The sequence below is a fragment of the Salinicola lusitanus genome (genome assembly GCF_003206045.1).
In the GTDB taxonomy this organism is placed as follows: Bacteria; Pseudomonadota; Gammaproteobacteria; order Pseudomonadales; family Halomonadaceae; genus Salinicola; species Salinicola lusitanus.
In genome coordinates, this window is sequence record NZ_PZJM01000003.1 from 113,775 (window position 1) to 129,036 (window position 15,262).

Here is a 15,262-nt window from a genome sequence, read left to right on the forward strand (position 1 = left end):
AGGGGGGCACAGCCGGAATCGGGCAGGGATATCGCGGTTTCAGGCATGAAAAAGCCGCTNNAGCGGCTTTTTCATGGAGAATATGGTGGAGCCTAGCGGGATCGAACCGCTGACCTCAACACTGCCAGTGTTGCGCTCTCCCAGCTGAGCTAAGGCCCCAGAAACATGCTGCCCTGATGGACGCGACGCACTATAAAAGTCCCCTTCCCTCAGGTCAAGCCCTGCTCATCAAGAGGTAACCCTGTCGGTGTCGTGGCGACCGCCATGGAAGCGGGTCGGCGCAAGACTTTGTCGGTCGCAAATTCACCGCCGAACATGGAGTATTTGGTCCAAGAACATGTCACACTACTTGACAGCGCGGAAGTGGAACTTCCCTTCGTAAACGGACAGGTTCCGATGATAAAGATATTGGCGTTGTTCAGGCTTTCGCCGGCTCGTGGAATGAGAGCGCAACACCAATCATAAAGAAGGCTCGCCGCCGGCCGCTGGCACAGCAGTCGACGGCAGGGCCTTCAGGGGCAGCGGGAATCCAGGAGTCATCTTGATCAGGGTATTAGTAGCCGACGATCACCATCTGGTTCGCACGAGCATCGCGCGCGTCATGGCCAGCGAACCCGACATCGAGGTCGTTGCCGAAGCCGACAGCGGAGAAAGTGCGTTACAGAGCTGCCGGGAACATGCGCCGGATATCGCGATGATCGACATTCGGATGCCGGGAATCGGCGGTCTGGAGACCATTCTGAAACTCCTCAAGACTCAGCCCGACACCCGGATCATCGTACTGACAGGGCATGTCGAGGAGAGCACGGCGCAACGCTTGATAGATTCCGGCGTCACCGGCTTCATCAGCAAGGGCACCGAACTGGATCTGATGATCGAGGCCGTGCGCCGGGTCGCGGAGGGGAAGCGCTTCATCAGCCCGGACATCGCCCAACGCGTGGTGCTGGCCCGCAGCGAGGGCCGCCAGAGCCCATTCGACCAGCTCTCCCATCGTGAACTGCAGATCGCGACCATGATCATTCACTGTCACAAGGTCAGCCGTATCTCGGAGCAGCTCTGCCTGAGCCCCAAGACGGTGAACACCTACCGCTACCGGATATTCGACAAGTTGAAGGTGCAGTCCGATGTGGAGTTGACGCACCTCGGCCTTCGGCATGGCCTGCTGGACGGTTTCGAACCCAAGTCGTGAAGACCAGTCGAACGCGATGGAAATGCATGGAGCCCACCGTGCTCGTATGGGACTTTGATATACTCGGGGCATGAGCGAACTCTCGATCGATACCCCATCGCGCTTCGACGCCAAGCACTTCCTGAAATCGGTCTCGGAGTCGCCGGGCGTCTACCGTATGCTCGACGAACAGGCCAACGTGCTCTACGTCGGCAAGGCCAAGCGCCTGAAACCGCGACTCGCCAGTTACTTCCGCGGCGCCTTGAATACCAAGACCCAGGCGCTCGTGGCACGCATTCAGGACATCCAGATCACGGTCACCCGCAGCGAGACCGAGGCCCTGCTGCTGGAGCAGACCCTGATCAAGGAGCTGCGGCCGCCCTACAACATTCTGCTGCGCGACGATAAATCCTACCCTTACGTCTTCGTTACCGATCGGCACGCCTACCCAGCGCTCGAGTTCAAGCGCGTCCGCCAGAAGCGGCGCGACGGCCGTTATCTCGGCCCGTACCCGAGTTCGACCGCGGTACGCGAGAGCCTCTCGCTGATGCAGAAGATATTTCGCATCCGCAACTGCGAAGACAGCGTGTTCGCACACCGGCACCGGCCGTGCCTGCAATATCAGATCAAACGTTGCAGCGCCCCCTGCGTCGATTACATCAGCGAAGCCGACTATCGCCAGGATATCGAGCACGCCGTAATGTGCCTCGAGGGGCGCAGCGAGCAGGTGACCCAGCAGCTTACCGCAAGCATGGAGCGTGCCAGCGATGCGCTCGACTTCGAGGAAGCGGCACGCTTGCGCGACCAGATTCAGCAACTGCGCCGACTGCAGGAGAAGCAGTTCGTCGATAATGCCGATGGCGATGCCGACATTTTTGCCCTGGCCGAACAGCCCGGCGGGCTCTGTATCAGCGTCCTGTCGATTCGCCAGGGTCGCATGATGGGTGCGCGTCATCACCAGCCCGACAATGGCCTGGACCTGGGGGCCGAGGAGCTGCTCAGCGAGTTCGTCAGCCAGTTCTATCTCGGCCAATCCAAGGAGATCCCGCTCGAGATCATCGCCTCGCACCCGTTGACCGACAGCGAGTTGCTGCAATCGGCACTGAGCGAGCACGCCGGTCGGCGCATTCGGGTCGCGTCTCAAGTGCGGGGCCATCGCGCCCAGTGGCGCCGACTGGCCATCACCAACGCCGAGCAGCACTTGGCGACCCAGCTCGCCAACCGCAGCCAGTTGGGCAAGCGTTTCGAGTCGCTGCGCCAGGCGCTGGATGTACCGGTCGCCCCCGCCCGGCTCGAGTGCTTCGATATCAGCCACAGCCACGGCGAAGCGACCGTGGCATCCTGCGTCGTGTTCGACCAGAATGGTCCGGCCAAATCCGACTACCGACGCTTCAACATCGAAGGGGTAGCCGCAGGCGATGATTACGCGGCGATGCGCCAGGCCCTGACCCGACGCTTCAAGCGACTGCAGAAAGGTGAAGGCAAGCTGCCCGACATCCTGATCGTCGATGGCGGCAAGGGCCAGTTGAACATGGCCCGGGAGGTACTGGCCGAACTGGAAGTCGTCGATGTCGCGCTGATCGGCGTCGCCAAGGGAACGACCCGGAAGGCCGGTCTGGAGACGCTGTTCATCGAGACGGTGGACCGCACCCTCAACCTCGATACCAGTTCACCGGCACTCCACCTGATCCAGCACATTCGCGACGAGGCCCACCGCTTCGCGATTACCGGCCACCGTCAGCGCCGTGACAAGCAGCGTCGTACCTCCTCGCTGCAGGATATTCCCGGCGTCGGCCCGAAACGTCGCCGAGAGCTGTTACGCTTCTTCGGTGGCCTGCAAGGCGTGCGCAAGGCAACCCGAGACGATCTTTCCCGCGTTCCGGGCATCAACGAGCAGATGGCGGCCACCATACATCAGGCGCTCCATGGATGAGCGCACATAGCAGGCGTAAAATGCCCGACTCTCATCTCCCAGTAAGGACGCTAGCGGCACGATGAACATTCCCAATATGCTCACCCTGGCAAGAATCGTGTTCATCCCGCTAATGGTGGTGTTGTTCTACTTGCCCTACGCCTGGAGCCTGCTGGTGACGGCAGCCCTGTTCGGGCTGGCGGCCATCACCGACTGGCTGGACGGTTACCTCGCCAGGCGCTGGGACCAGAGCACGCCGTTCGGCGCTTTTCTGGATCCCGTCGCGGACAAGGTCATGGTCGCCGTCGCCCTGGCGCTGCTGATCGAGCGCTACGAGGCGTTCTGGCTGACGCTGCCGGCACTGGTCATCATCGGTCGCGAGATCGTGATCTCGGCGCTGCGCGAGTGGATGGCGGAGATCGGACAGCGCAAGCGAGTTGCGGTCTCCTGGATCGGCAAGTCGAAGACCACGCTGCAGATGATCTCGCTACTGCTGCTTCTGGGCTTCCCGCCGCTCTCCCCGATTGCCAACATCGGCATCGTGCTACTCTATGCAGCGGCCAGCCTGACCCTGTGGTCGATGATCCAGTATCTCAGGGCGGCGTGGCCGGAACTCACCCGCTCGCTATAAGCGAAAAGTGACATAAGCGTTTGACAGGTACGCACTTATCCTTATAATGCGACGCGTGTTCAGCGGGAATAGCTCAGTGGTAGAGCATCGCCTTGCCAAGGCGAGGGTCGGGAGTTCGAATCTCCTTTCCCGCTCCAAACACGAAGTGTCATGGAAACGGTAAGCGAAGGTCGGGAGCTGGAACGCCAGCCCGGTCGATCTCTTTTCCCGCTCCAAACACGAATCTCGATCCTGCCGATTCGACGCGAATTGTCATGGTAATGACAGTTCGAAAGACAGATCTGCAGTGAATCGACAAAAGGCTGGATGGCAGAGTGGTTATGCAGCGGACTGCAACTCCGTGTACGCCGGTTCGATTCCGACTCCAGCCTCCACTTCTTCTCGGCGGTGAATCCTTCATGATTCGATCGCCATACTCGGCTACCGGCGCCCTGCCTGAGCAAAGGCCTCCGGAATAAAGTAGCCGAATGCGTCCAGCCCGGATGGCGAAATTGGTAGACGCAAGGGACTTAAAATCCCTCGGTGGCAACACCGTGTCGGTTCGAGCCCGACTCCGGGCACCATCTTCCGATTTGCTACCGACCATCAATCAATGATCATCTCCCCGCTTTCCACCTGTTTCCGCTCTCCCGCGCGATAACCTGAGCCAGATCGGTACCTCGGTAATGCAGCCGGGCTGTCGGTTTTCTGCCATGAGGATGAGCCCGGCAAACGCTTTCTGGTCGGCGTGACGGGACGAAGTGTGGACGAAAAAGCGACCCGGTGGCACACGGAAAGAGACGCCATATGCACCAGGTCGAAGTCGTCGCAGGGAAGCGACACAAACCCATAGCGGATACGAACCGACATCGGCATCCGCTCGGTTACCGGCACTGAACTCGCACCCCTGACCGTCTGGTGACTGTTCTATCGGCCAGCGTCCCGATGACTTGAACTCGACGCCCCGGGCTTGGCGCCGTGCGTCCCAGAAGCGCCGCGCCTGGCCTGAACGTCTCGATCCGCCAGTCGCCTCCGTCCGAGGACATCGCAACCAGATTCCGCCGTCCAGCACCAGCGCAAACCCGCTCGACGGCGCGTTGAAACCAGACCGGTGGGACAGAAAAAACCCCGGCCAGGGGGATGGCCAGGGAGGTTGGAGACGACGGAAGGCCTCTCGAAGGCGCCCCGAACTCTCGAGGCGCGAGACAGAATTTTCTGCGATTGCGATCCTGATTGACGCTCAGTCGATGCTGGCAAACGTCATTTCGACATGGCCGCGATCCGTCGGCTGGCCAACACTCTGCAGCGCCCGGGCGGCAGCGACGCTCTGCCCGCCACCGATCAGGCCTTCATTACCCGCCGGGATATCGGTAGCGTGCATGGTGCTGACGGAGACATAGTTCAAGGCCTCGTCGGCGGCGGCGCTGTGGCCACCATTGACCGGGTTGACACGATACTGGGTCGGCAGCGCCTGGAACTCGGAAGTTTGCTGGGCGTTCAGTGCCTGATGCTGGCTGGCAAAAGCTTCTTCGGCCTGAGCGCTATTGGCCTGAGCGGCAGCGGGCAGCGCGATGGCCAGTGCGATTGCGGCAAGAATGGCGGTTTTCATGATTCGTTCTCCAATGGCTTTTTTCGTTTTCTTTCTTCGGTTGGCCCCTTGGCCTTGACCGTTGATGCCATTATGGGAACGAGACAGTTAGCATGCGAATCGAAGACCTCGAAAGCGACTATCGCCGAAATCGATAGGCCGATATGGACGCCGCGCACACGGGCACTGGCCTCTCGCGCGGCTGGCGTAATGGTCCATCCAGAGACGAGACCTGGCACGGGTACCCATCTTGCTCATGGAGACGCGGCTCCGTCCTGGGTCTGTGCTGAAGCGACGATGCGCTCCAGTACCGGAATCCAGCAGGATTCGACATTCAATCCGAACCGTTCGCCCAGGGTGTCGATCATCTCCTCGACCGAGAGGTAGTGCTCTTCGATATCTCCCGTCACCCATGCCACCTTCAACCGATTGCTCGCCAAGGTATAACGCGCTTCGGGTGTGGTCATGGCCACCATCAACCGGCTGCGGAAGTGTGATTCCGGGCAGCGGGATACATAGTGGTTGGCCATCTGGTAATCGATGGGCTCCCAGGGAAAATCGAGAATCTCGTACAGGGCCTGCCAGGCGTGATCATGATGTGACTCGACCATGAAGCCGCTCATCGTCTTGCGCAGCCGATAAGCGCCGTAGGCATACTGCCGGGGACGCTCCGGCTGCCATAGGAGCGGCTCATTGGGCATGAAACTGCCGAAACCGACATCCACCAACCACAGGGCGTCGTCCACCACCACTTTCAAGGATGCGTGTGTCGCTGCCGGGGCGGGGCCTTCCAGCTCGTGGCCGACCCATACCCGGGCCAGATGGGTTTCCACCGAATACCCCAGCGCTTGCAGCACACGCTGCAGCAGGCTGGTGTGTTCGAAACAGTAGCCTCCCCGTCGTCGACGAAGCATCTTGTCATCGACGGCGTTCGGGTCGAGCGAGATCTCCCGCCCCAGCAATACATCGATCGCCTCGAAAGGAATGGAGGCCATGTGATGGGCAACGATGGAACGCAGCGTCCCCAGCGTCGGGGACAGAGCACCCGAGAGTCCGATACGCTTCAAATAGGCTGGTAGATCGACGCTGGCCATCGCCTGGCCGGAGAGTGGAACGATAGCTGACATGATGGAGCTCCTCTGAACGACGAGCGCAGCGTAATTCCTCGACTTTACTTGAGGTCAAGCCCGTGATGGCCCGTTGGACGCCCGCTCGAGAAACCCTTTCGGCAGAGCTTGGCGGGCACCACAATGAACGACGCTACCCGTACTCCCTGATCGCTGTATCGCCCGAGCCCGGCCTTGGCTGGATCCACCCATGTCGGCGCACCGCATCGAGAAGGACGGCGCGCTGAGCTCCAGTTCTCGGCGCTTGGCCCACTCTTCAGTCATCGCCTTGCGCGGGAAGGTCCGCGACTCTGTATAATCCCCGCTCCCTCGGTGGGCGATGCGGATCCGAGCCAGGTATGAGAAACTGCCGCCCTTCTTTTGCCGCTTGACGATGGTGGCCACTGCCCCTCCCGAAATGTGACAAATCCGGATGCCGCGCGGTGCCAGATTTGTGACAACACGACACGCAAAACGCGGCAAAACCACTGTAAATATTACCAGTTATGGCCATGAACGAAAACGCCACAAACCGCGGAAACGCTACAACCACGCGGCCTGCGTTGGATAGGACTTTCTCGGTCGCGCCGATGATGGACTGGACCACCCGGGACTACCGAGCCTTCGCCCGCTGTCTGACCCGCCGCGCTCTGCTGTATACGGAGATGGTCACCACCGGCGCGATTCTGCATGGCTCGCCGCGGGAGCGTTTCCTGGGTTACGACGCCGTAGAGCATCCGCTGGCGCTGCAATTGGGTGGCAGCGATCCCGGTGAACTGGCCGAATGCGCGGCCATCGCCGAAGCGTGGGGCTACGACGAGGTCAATCTCAACGTGGGCTGTCCGAGCGATCGGGTGCAGAACAACCTGATCGGCGCCTGCCTGATGGGTTATCCCGACAAGGTGGCCGAAGCCGTCGCCGCCATGCGCCGCGCGGTATCGATTCCCGTCACGGTGAAGTGTCGCATCGGAATCGACGACCAGGACGAAGATGCCGATCTCGAGCGCTTCATCGATCGGGTCGCCGACGCCGGCTGCGATACCTTCATCGTGCACGCTCGCAAGGCGTGGCTCCAGGGACTCTCCCCCAAGGAAAATCGCGACGTCCCGCCGCTCAACTATCCCCGCATTTACCGACTCAAGGCACAGCACCCCGAACTGCACATCGGGATCAATGGCGGTATCAAGACGCTGGAAGCCTGCAGGGGGCATCTCGACGCTGGCGCGGATAGCGTGATGATCGGTCGGGAGGCCTACCAGAATCCGTGGCTGCTGGCCGATGTCGACAGCACCCTCTACGGTGTCGAGCCGCCGGCCACCAGCCGCCACGAGGCGGCGCGGGCCTTTCGTCCCTACGTGATGGAACGGCTGGCCGAAGGCGTCAAGCTCAACCATATCACCCGGCATCTGCTGGGACTGTTCCAGGGCTGTGCCGGCGGCAGGCGCTTCCGGCGCTATCTTTCGGAAAGCGCCCACAAGGAGGGTGCCGGTATCAGCGTCTACGATGACGCCATCGGCCTGGTCGACGAGCGTCGGCTGGCCGAGCCGGCCCGGGAGCGCGCCTAGAAGCCGGTCGTCTCGTAACGCGACTGGAAGCTCTCCACCGCGTTCTCGACATCGTCGATCTCCTGGTAGCGGGCGACGTGAAACAGCGCCTCGCCCTCGTTGACCAGCGGCAGGTTGCTCATGCCAATGACGATGCCATCGGCATTGGCCACGACCGGCGCTTCATCGTTGCCGAAAGGATCGGCCACCACGCCCAGCGACTGATGCTTGGCGACCCGCGCCCCCAGTCTGACGCGTGGCCTCAGAATGCCATCGATGGGTGCCCTGGCCCAGCTCGAACCGTTGGCCACTTCGGCGGGGGGCGGCGTGCGTCGGCGGCTGTCGGCCGGCAACATGCCGATCAGGCGCATCACACGCCGGATCCCCCTCACGCCGGGCGCGATCGCCCACTCGTCGAAGCGCAGCGCCTCGCCAGCCTCGTAGGTGAGCACGGGGACGCCACGATTCTGGGCGTATTCGCGCAGGCTCCCCTCGCGAAGCTCTGCATTGAGGATCACCGGTACGCCGAACGCCTCGGCCATGGCCTGGGTTTCGCGGTTCTGGCGCAGTTGGGAACGAATCTGGGGCAGGTTGGTGCGGTGAATGGCACCGGTGTGCAAGTCGATGATGTGAGTGGCCCGATCGACCATCTCCTCCCGCATCAGTGCGGCGATGCGAGAGCCCAGCGACCCGCCCTCACTTCCCGGGAAGCAGCGATTGAGATCGCGCCGGTCCGGCAGGTAGCGCGACTGCTGGACGAAGCCGAAGACATTGACGACGGGTACGGCGATCAGGGTCCCGCGCAATCGCGACAGGTTCGGCAGCCGTAACAGCCGGCGCACGATCTCGACGCCGTTGAGCTCGTCGCCGTGGATCGCGCCGCAGACCAGCAACACCGGGCCGGGCTGGCGACCATGGACTACCTCTACCGGAATATGCATCGGGGCGTGGGTATAGAGCTTGGCCACCGGGACATCGACCTGCCGGCGCGTGCCCGGTTCGATTCGCTCGCCGACGAGGGTGAAGGCTTCCTGCGCCATGACAATCCTTGACAATGGTTGGGTCGGTAGTGACGAGATCGTGAAACCCTCACGTCAGCGGGAGGGGGCATCCCGCTGGATCGCTTCCAGCTCGAAGATCAGCGTCACATGATCACCGACCATACCGTTGTCGACGCCGTAATCCATCCCCCAGTCACTGCGATCGAGAGCGCCACGGACCGACAATCCCAGCGTGGGCCGCTTGTGCCCGAACGGATAGACCGCATCACGGTTCAACGTGACGTCCAGCGTGACCGGCTCGGTACGTCCCAGCAGCGTGAGCTTGCCATTCAGCGTACCGGTCGTCGGGGAGGAGGGCTCGAAATCCGTGGCCACGAAATGTATCCGCGGATGACTGCCCGCGTCCAGAAAGTCGCGTCCCCGCAGATGCTCGTCGCGAGCCCCGAGATTGGTGAAGACGCTGGTGGACTGGATCGTGACCTCTGCCGAGATCAACCTCTGCGCCTCCCGGTCATAGACGAAAGTGCCCTCGCCCTCCAGGAACTGTCCAAGCAGGTTCTCGTAACCCAGATGATCCACCATGAACGCGATGGAGAAGTGTTCGGGATCGATATCGAAGTGCTGCGGCTCGGCGCTTGCCGGCGGCGACGCCAGCAGCACCAGCGCGGGGAGAAGATTCAGCCAAGCGCGTCTCATGACGGCCTCCTTGCGGGGAAATCGACCAAAATATCGCGCGAGACGGCGATGCCGCTCACAGCTCGATGTCGCCGGCAGGACGCCGATGCCAGAGCCAGACGATGTCCCGACCGAACGAGAGGACCAGCAGCAGTGCCGCGACCAATGTGAAAGCGGTCGCCCACGACGATTCGACGAAGGGGAGCAGGCAGACCATCAACGTCGACACCTGCCAGACGCAGACCGTCTTGCGGAAATAGCTCTCGGGCAGGGCGCGATTGAGCCACGGCGAGTAGAACCCGGCCACCAGAAATACATAGCGGGCCAGCCCGATGACCAGGATCCAGGCCCCCACCTTGTCGAGGGCGATCAACGCCACGCACAGCACGACGATGAAAAACGCGTCCAGCTCCATATCGAATCGCGCGCCGAAGGCGCTCGACGAGCCGGTTCGCCGCGCCACCCAACCATCGATCCCGTCGAGGGCCAGTGCCAGCAACGACAACGCCGCGATCCCTTCGGCGTGGCGCTGGATGAAATCTGGATAGACCACGACGCCAGCGACGACCGCGATCAGCACCGCTCGGAGCAGGGTGACACGGTTCGCCCAGCCGAGCCCCTGCCGCGAGGCTGGCCAGGCCCAGAGCACTGCCGTGGCGATCGCCAGATAAATGCCGCCGGCCGTGAGACGCAGGCCCGAGGGCGCCGAGAAAGCCCAGTGCACCCACTCGGTGAGCAGGCCGACCATGGCGAGCCCCGCGGCCATCTCGACCCAGCCGCGCAGGGATCTGCCCCGCCGGGAAACCGCTGCCGAGATACGTGTCGATGAGTGTCGCATCGGCGACCTCCTCCCTGATGATGGCTCGCACCCCGACCTGTCGTGACGCCGGATCGCGATGCCCTTCCCAACCGATACGCTACCGGTACAAGTTTGGATGCAGTTTGACCGATTTGCGAGAGTGACGGGTCACCGTGGCGACCGACGGGGCCGGCAACGCCGAGAGCTGGCCGACTTCCAGGCCGCCCACTTCGCCCCGGCAGCCTCCCGACGGCGCCATCGGAGCGAGCAAATCTTGTTCATTGATTTATTATTGTACACCATTTGTACAATTCCAATTCGTCACACTCTGCCATACTGTCAGCAGGACGACGAGCCGCCACCCCGATCTGCCCTCAAGGAACGGATACCGCAATGACGACGCCTTACGCTCACGCCTTCTGGTCTCTCGGCAACGGTAACGGCGAAATTCGCCAGGCCGAGCTGAGTGTCAGCGGCGACTTGATGATCCGCACCTGTTACTCCGCCATCAGCCGGGGCAGCGAGACGCTGGTCTTCAATGGCCAGGTACCGGCAAGTGAATACCAGCGGATGCGGGCGCCCTTTCAAAGCGGCGAGTTCCCCGGCCCGGTCAAGTACGGCTACTCCAATGTCGGCGTCGTCGAGCAGGGCGCGCATGACTGGCACGGGCGCTACGTCTACTGCCTTCACCCTCACCAGACCCACTATCGGGTCGGCGTCGACGACGTCGTGCCGCTGCCGCCCGGCGTGCCCCCGCAGCGCGCGATACTCGGCGCCAACATGGAAACGGCGCTCAACGCCCTGTGGGACGCGGCGCCGGGAATCGGCGACCGGATCAGCGTCGTCGGCGCTGGCGTCGTCGGTGCCCTGGTGGCCTGGCTCTGCGCCAGATTGCCCGGGACCCGCGTCCAGTTGATCGATATCGACGAGCGCAAGCGCTTCCTCGGAGAGGCGCTGGGAGTGGACTTCCACACCCCCGAAACCGCCGAGGCCGAACAGGACCTGGTCGTGCACGCCAGCGCGTCGAATGCCGGCCTGCAGAGTGCCCTCTCACTGGCGGGGTTCGAGGCCACCGTACTGGAAATGAGCTGGTACGGCAGCCGCGAGGTCAACCTGCCGCTCGGCGAGGCGTTTCACGCCCGCCGTCTGACGTTGCGCTCGAGCCAGGTCGGCAGCGTATCGCCCGGACACCGCCCTCGCTGGAATCACCAGCGACGGCTGGCGCTGGCGCTGGCGCTGCTCGATCACGACTGTCTGGACGTACTGATCAGCGGAGAAAGCCATTTCCGGGATCTACCCGAAACGCTCAAGCGACTGAGTCAGCGTGACGACGATACGCTCTGCCAGCGCATCCGCTACGGCTGACGCGACGTACCTCATGATGCCGGCCCGGTATCGCAAGCTTCGCCGGGCAGGTTCGCCAGGGACAGCAAGACGCAAATTCGGCAACGGCCCCATACGGCCAACTCAGCAAGGAGCGAGAGGAATGTTCAGCTTGACCGTTCGCGATCACATGATGATCGCCCACAGTTTCAATAGTGAAACCTTCGGCCCGGCGCAGAAGCTTCACGGTGCGACGTACGTGGTCGACGCCACCTTCAAGCGTCCCGAACTCGACCAGGACGATCTCGTCGTCGATATCGGTCTGGCCAGCGAAACGCTGAAACGAGTGCTCGGTGAATTCACCCTGGGCAACCTCGACGAGATCGGCGAATTCAAGGGCCGCAACACCACCACCGAATTCATGGCCAAGGTCGTATTCGACCGACTCTCCCACGCCATTCGCGAGGGTGAGCTGGGTGACGGCGGCCGCCATCTCACTGCCCTGACCGTGACCCTGCACGAGTCCCACGTGGCCTGGGCGAGTTACGAAGGGGGGTTATGAGCGACTTCACGCTGATCGTCGCCGGCGACCCCGGCCAGTTGACCGGTGGCTACGTCTACGATGCGCGAATCGTCGAAGCGCTGCGCGCCACCGGCTGGACCATCGACGTGATCGGGCTCGAGGGTCGCTTTCCCGAGCCGGACGCCGTCGCCGCCCACGCCCTGGACAGCGCCTTGACCGCACTGGCGGACGGCAGTCGGGCCGTGATCGACGGGCTTGCCATGGGCGGGCTACCGGCCATCGTCGAGCGTCACGCGTCGCGGTTATCCATCACCGCACTGGTGCACCATCCCCTCGCCGACGAAACCGGCCTGGGCGCACCGGAGCAGCAGCGCTTCCGCATCAGCGAGACCCGCGCCCTGGCCGCAGCGGGGAGCGTCATCGTCACCAGCGTCTTCACCGCTCGTCGGCTTCGCGACTTCCAGGTGCCGGCCGACAAGATCGCGGTCATCGAGCCTGGCGTCGAGCCCGGCCCTCTGGCGAGCGGCGACGGCAGCGGCACGCCTCGCCTGCTGTGCATTGCAACGGTGACGCCGCGCAAGGGCCAGGATCTGCTGGTCGAAGCGCTGGCAGGCCTGACCGCGCTGCCGTGGCAGTGCGATCTGATCGGCGCGCTGGACCGAGCCGACACCTACGTCGCCAAGGTGCGCGAGATCATCGACGAACACCAGTTGGGCGAGCGTATCCGGCTACTGGGCTCGCAGCCCACCGAGCGCCTGTCCGAGCATTACCGGCAAGCCGATCTCTTCGTGCTGCCCTCGCACTACGAAGGCTACGGCATGGTGGTCACCGAAGCGCTCGCCCACGGCCTGCCGATCGTCACCACGACGGGCGGCGCCCTGGCCCATACGCTGCCCGACGGCGCCGGTATCAAGGTGGCGCCGGGAGACGTGGTGGCGCTGCGTGACGCGCTCGAACGCATGCTGGAAGATCCGGAGACCTACCAGCGCTGCAGGGACGGAGCCAGAGCGTGTCGCGATACCCTGGCCGACTGGCACGCCGCCGCCGCCGCCTTCGGTCAGGCCCTGAAGCGCTCGGACACGAGAGAGGCAACGCGCTGATGCCGACCTCGACGCCCCCCGCCACCGACGCGCTGTTCAGCGATCAATGGCTGACGCTGAGGGAGCCCACCGATCACAGGGCACGCGATGCCCAGCTCACCCACGCCGCAGACCAGTGGCTGGTGCGCCGCGCCGCAACGAATCAGTCGCTGGACACCCGGCCGTTCGAGACACGGCGTACCGTGGTCGACCTGGGCTGCGGCAGCGGCTCCAATCTGCGCTATCTGGCCCCGCGCCTGCAGGGCGCCCAGCAGTGGCGGCTGATCGATCACGACGCCGGGCTGCTGGCCCAGGCCCGACAGCGCTGCGAGTCGCTGGCGAGTGCCGACGGCCAGCCGATCCATCTCGAGACCGATCAACTGAGCCTGACGACGGCCTGGCAACACGGCCTGGAAGGCGCCGATCTGGTCACCGCCTCGGCGCTGTTCGACCTGCTGACGGCCGACGCCCTCGAGGCAATGGCCGATGCCTGCCAGCGTAGCGGCTGTGCGGTGCTGTTCGCGCTCAGTATCGATGGCCTGATCCGGTTCCACGATGCCAGCGGCAGCGCGCTCTACGACGACGACGATCGCTTCATGCTCGCCGCGCTGCAGGCCCACCAGCATCGCGACAAGGGGGGTGGCCCGGCGGTAGGCGGTGAGGCTCCCCGTAGACTTCGCGAGAGCTTCCACCGTCGCGGCTACCATATCCGTGAAGCCGCCTCCCCCTGGCGACTCGGGCCGGAGTCGCAGCCTCTCGCCGAATCGCTGATGGCGGGCTGGCGCCAGGCGCTTCACGAGCATCTGCCACAGCAGCGGGACCGCGTCGACCAGTGGCATGGCCGCCATCTCGACGACCTGCGGCGTGGCCGGGTGACCTTGACCGTGGGTCACCGGGACCTGCTGGCGACTCCGGCCGATGCAACGCACCCGGGAGCGCGAGCGTGAATCGGAGGCTGTCGCCGTGGCTGCGGCTGGCCGTGACGCTGGCGCTGCTGGGCGTACTGGCGTGGAGACTGGATACCGGCCAGTTGCTGGAGAGGCTCACGGCGCTGTCGCCAGCCTGGGTTGCGCTTGCGGTCCTGCTTGGCCTCCCCCAGATCGCGATCTCGGCCTGGCGCTGGCGAATGACCGCCCACCGGGTCGGCATCGCGCTGCGCTGGCCCACGGCCATTCGTGAGTACTATCTGGCCACCTTCCTGAATCAGGTACTGCCGGGCGGCGTCCTGGGGGACGCGGCTCGGGCCTGGCGTCACGGCAACGCCCCGACGAACGCCGCTGGCAGTCAGCCATCGCCCTCAGGACCGGCGGTGCGTGCCGTGATCATCGAGCGGGCCTCCGGCCAGGTGGCGCTGCTGCTGGTGGCGGTCGCCGCCGTCTCGCTCTCGCCGGCGCTACGCCACGGGATCGCTCGGGCATGGCAACCCTGGACGACGACCCTGGTATGGCTGCTGCTGGCGGTACTGCTGCTGGTCGGCGTCATCATCGGCGTCTCGAAGCGACGACCCGGGACGGCTCTGGCAACCTTCTGCCGGGACGTCAGGCGGGCGTTGCTGACGGCGTCGGTATGGCCCGCCCAACTGGTCAGCTCGCTGCTGGTCATCGCCACCTACGTCGCGGTCTTTCTCTGCGCCGCCCAGGCCCTCGGCCTCCAGCGGCCGGTCTCACAGCTGCTGCCGCTGATCCCGCCCCTGCTGATGGCCATGGCGATCCCCTTGACCATCGCCGGTTGGGGGCTACGGGAAGGAGCCGCCGCGTTGATCTGGCCCCTGGCCGGCCTGCCGGCCCAGGAGGGCGTCGCGCTGTCGGTGGCCTACGGCCTGCTCGTGCTCGCCGCCAGCCTGCCGGGATTGGGAGTGCTGCTGTGGGACCGTCGGGCGAGCCAGGCAGTCTCGCTTCGCCGCAAGCTGGCATCGGAGGGGCATCCTTGATGAG

14 protein-coding genes and 4 tRNA genes are annotated in these 15,262 nt (G+C 63.9%); 12 read left to right on the top strand and 6 right to left on the bottom strand.

Annotated elements, in window-relative coordinates; translation table 11 throughout:
- Positions 1-83 precede the first annotated feature (83 nt).
- Positions 84-159, bottom strand: a tRNA-Ala gene (locus tag DOM45_RS04325).
- A 382-nt stretch (positions 160-541) separates the two neighbouring features.
- Here DOM45_RS04325 and DOM45_RS04330 point away from each other — a divergent pair.
- The 6 genes from DOM45_RS04330 to DOM45_RS04355 all read left to right on the top strand — a co-directional run bounded on the left by DOM45_RS04330 (position 542) and on the right by DOM45_RS04355 (position 4,274).
- Positions 542-1,189, top strand: coding sequence for a response regulator (locus DOM45_RS04330; RefSeq protein WP_110598303.1), 648 nt, complete (start codon positions 542-544; stop codon positions 1,187-1,189).
- A 70-nt stretch (positions 1,190-1,259) separates the two neighbouring features.
- On the top strand, positions 1,260-3,101 hold the full coding sequence (gene uvrC, locus DOM45_RS04335) for an excinuclease ABC subunit UvrC (RefSeq protein ID WP_110598304.1): 1,842 nt from the start codon (positions 1,260-1,262) through the stop codon (positions 3,099-3,101).
- A 61-nt stretch (positions 3,102-3,162) separates the two neighbouring features.
- The gene (gene pgsA, locus DOM45_RS04340; RefSeq protein ID WP_110598305.1) at positions 3,163-3,711 is read left to right on the top strand and encodes a CDP-diacylglycerol--glycerol-3-phosphate 3-phosphatidyltransferase; all 549 of its coding nucleotides are present in this window, start codon (positions 3,163-3,165) and stop codon (positions 3,709-3,711) included.
- A 62-nt stretch (positions 3,712-3,773) separates the two neighbouring features.
- Positions 3,774-3,848: transfer RNA gene (locus DOM45_RS04345), tRNA-Gly, on the top strand.
- 163 nt (positions 3,849-4,011) lie between these two features.
- Positions 4,012-4,085: transfer RNA gene (locus DOM45_RS04350), tRNA-Cys, on the top strand.
- Positions 4,086-4,187: 102 nt separating this feature from the next.
- A tRNA-Leu gene (locus DOM45_RS04355) sits at positions 4,188-4,274 on the top strand.
- Positions 4,275-4,930: 656 nt separating this feature from the next.
- Here DOM45_RS04355 and DOM45_RS04360 read toward each other — a convergent pair.
- The gene (locus tag DOM45_RS04360) at positions 4,931-5,299 is read right to left on the bottom strand and encodes a hypothetical protein (protein ID WP_110598306.1); all 369 of its coding nucleotides are present in this window, start codon (positions 5,297-5,299) and stop codon (positions 4,931-4,933) included.
- A 233-nt stretch (positions 5,300-5,532) separates the two neighbouring features.
- Positions 5,533-6,405 (bottom strand): arylamine N-acetyltransferase family protein, encoded by an 873-nt coding sequence (locus DOM45_RS04365; RefSeq protein ID WP_110598307.1) that lies wholly within the window; start codon positions 6,403-6,405, stop codon positions 5,533-5,535.
- A gap of 491 nt (positions 6,406-6,896) precedes the next feature.
- Between DOM45_RS04365 and dusA the strand changes: the two genes are divergently transcribed.
- Positions 6,897-7,949, top strand: coding sequence for a tRNA dihydrouridine(20/20a) synthase DusA (gene dusA / locus DOM45_RS04375; protein ID WP_205909392.1), 1,053 nt, complete (start codon positions 6,897-6,899; stop codon positions 7,947-7,949).
- On the opposite strand, the gene DOM45_RS04380 is transcribed toward dusA, so the two are convergent.
- The 3 genes from DOM45_RS04380 to DOM45_RS04390 are packed head-to-tail and all read right to left on the bottom strand — an operon-like array spanning position 7,946 to position 10,442.
- Positions 7,946-8,968 (bottom strand): succinylglutamate desuccinylase/aspartoacylase family protein, encoded by a 1,023-nt coding sequence (locus tag DOM45_RS04380; protein ID WP_110598310.1) that lies wholly within the window; start codon positions 8,966-8,968, stop codon positions 7,946-7,948. The two genes, dusA and DOM45_RS04380, sit on opposite strands and share 4 nt — an antisense overlap.
- A gap of 54 nt (positions 8,969-9,022) precedes the next feature.
- Positions 9,023-9,625, bottom strand: coding sequence for a YceI family protein (locus DOM45_RS04385; RefSeq protein WP_110598311.1), 603 nt, complete (start codon positions 9,623-9,625; stop codon positions 9,023-9,025).
- Positions 9,626-9,680: 55 nt separating this feature from the next.
- Entirely contained in the window at positions 9,681-10,442 is a 762-nt protein-coding gene (locus DOM45_RS04390; protein WP_110598312.1) for a CDP-alcohol phosphatidyltransferase family protein, read from the bottom strand.
- 354 nt (positions 10,443-10,796) lie between these two features.
- Between DOM45_RS04390 and DOM45_RS04395 the strand changes: the two genes are divergently transcribed.
- The 5 genes from DOM45_RS04395 (at position 10,797) to DOM45_RS04415 (ending at position 15,258) form a co-directional block, all read left to right on the top strand.
- Positions 10,797-11,768 carry a zinc-dependent alcohol dehydrogenase gene (locus tag DOM45_RS04395; protein WP_110598313.1) on the top strand — a complete coding sequence of 324 codons (972 nt, stop codon included), beginning with the start codon at positions 10,797-10,799 and terminating at the stop codon, positions 11,766-11,768.
- Positions 11,769-11,889: 121 nt separating this feature from the next.
- The gene (locus DOM45_RS04400) at positions 11,890-12,288 is read left to right on the top strand and encodes a 6-pyruvoyl trahydropterin synthase family protein (RefSeq protein ID WP_110598314.1); all 399 of its coding nucleotides are present in this window, start codon (positions 11,890-11,892) and stop codon (positions 12,286-12,288) included.
- Entirely contained in the window at positions 12,285-13,349 is a 1,065-nt protein-coding gene (locus DOM45_RS04405; protein ID WP_110598315.1) for a glycosyltransferase family 4 protein, read from the top strand. The genes DOM45_RS04400 and DOM45_RS04405 overlap by 4 nt, the downstream gene beginning before the upstream one ends.
- Positions 13,349-14,275, top strand: coding sequence for a class I SAM-dependent methyltransferase (locus DOM45_RS04410; RefSeq protein ID WP_110598316.1), 927 nt, complete (start codon positions 13,349-13,351; stop codon positions 14,273-14,275). The genes DOM45_RS04405 and DOM45_RS04410 overlap by 1 nt, the downstream gene beginning before the upstream one ends.
- Positions 14,272-15,258, top strand: a complete 987-nt coding sequence (locus tag DOM45_RS04415; protein WP_157958347.1) for a lysylphosphatidylglycerol synthase transmembrane domain-containing protein — start codon at positions 14,272-14,274, stop codon at positions 15,256-15,258. The genes DOM45_RS04410 and DOM45_RS04415 overlap by 4 nt, the downstream gene beginning before the upstream one ends.
- The last annotated feature ends 4 nt before the right edge of the window (positions 15,259-15,262 follow it).

Coding starts and splice junctions, on each gene's coding strand:
- uvrC (WP_110598304.1), top strand. CDS start 1,260: ATGAGCGAACTCTCGATCGATACCCCATCGCGCTTCGACGCCAAGCAC.
- pgsA (WP_110598305.1), top strand. CDS start 3,163: ATGAACATTCCCAATATGCTCACCCTGGCAAGAATCGTGTTCATCCCG.
- DOM45_RS04360 (WP_110598306.1), bottom strand. CDS start 5,299: ATGAAAACCGCCATTCTTGCCGCAATCGCACTGGCCATCGCGCTGCCC.
- DOM45_RS04365 (WP_110598307.1), bottom strand. CDS start 6,405: ATGTCAGCTATCGTTCCACTCTCCGGCCAGGCGATGGCCAGCGTCGAT.
- dusA (WP_205909392.1), top strand. CDS start 6,897: ATGAACGAAAACGCCACAAACCGCGGAAACGCTACAACCACGCGGCCT.
- DOM45_RS04380 (WP_110598310.1), bottom strand. CDS start 8,968: ATGGCGCAGGAAGCCTTCACCCTCGTCGGCGAGCGAATCGAACCGGGC.
- DOM45_RS04385 (WP_110598311.1), bottom strand. CDS start 9,625: ATGAGACGCGCTTGGCTGAATCTTCTCCCCGCGCTGGTGCTGCTGGCG.
- DOM45_RS04390 (WP_110598312.1), bottom strand. CDS start 10,442: ATGCGACACTCATCGACACGTATCTCGGCAGCGGTTTCCCGGCGGGGC.
- DOM45_RS04395 (WP_110598313.1), top strand. CDS start 10,797: ATGACGACGCCTTACGCTCACGCCTTCTGGTCTCTCGGCAACGGTAAC.
- DOM45_RS04400 (WP_110598314.1), top strand. CDS start 11,890: ATGTTCAGCTTGACCGTTCGCGATCACATGATGATCGCCCACAGTTTC.
- DOM45_RS04405 (WP_110598315.1), top strand. CDS start 12,285: ATGAGCGACTTCACGCTGATCGTCGCCGGCGACCCCGGCCAGTTGACC.
- DOM45_RS04410 (WP_110598316.1), top strand. CDS start 13,349: ATGCCGACCTCGACGCCCCCCGCCACCGACGCGCTGTTCAGCGATCAA.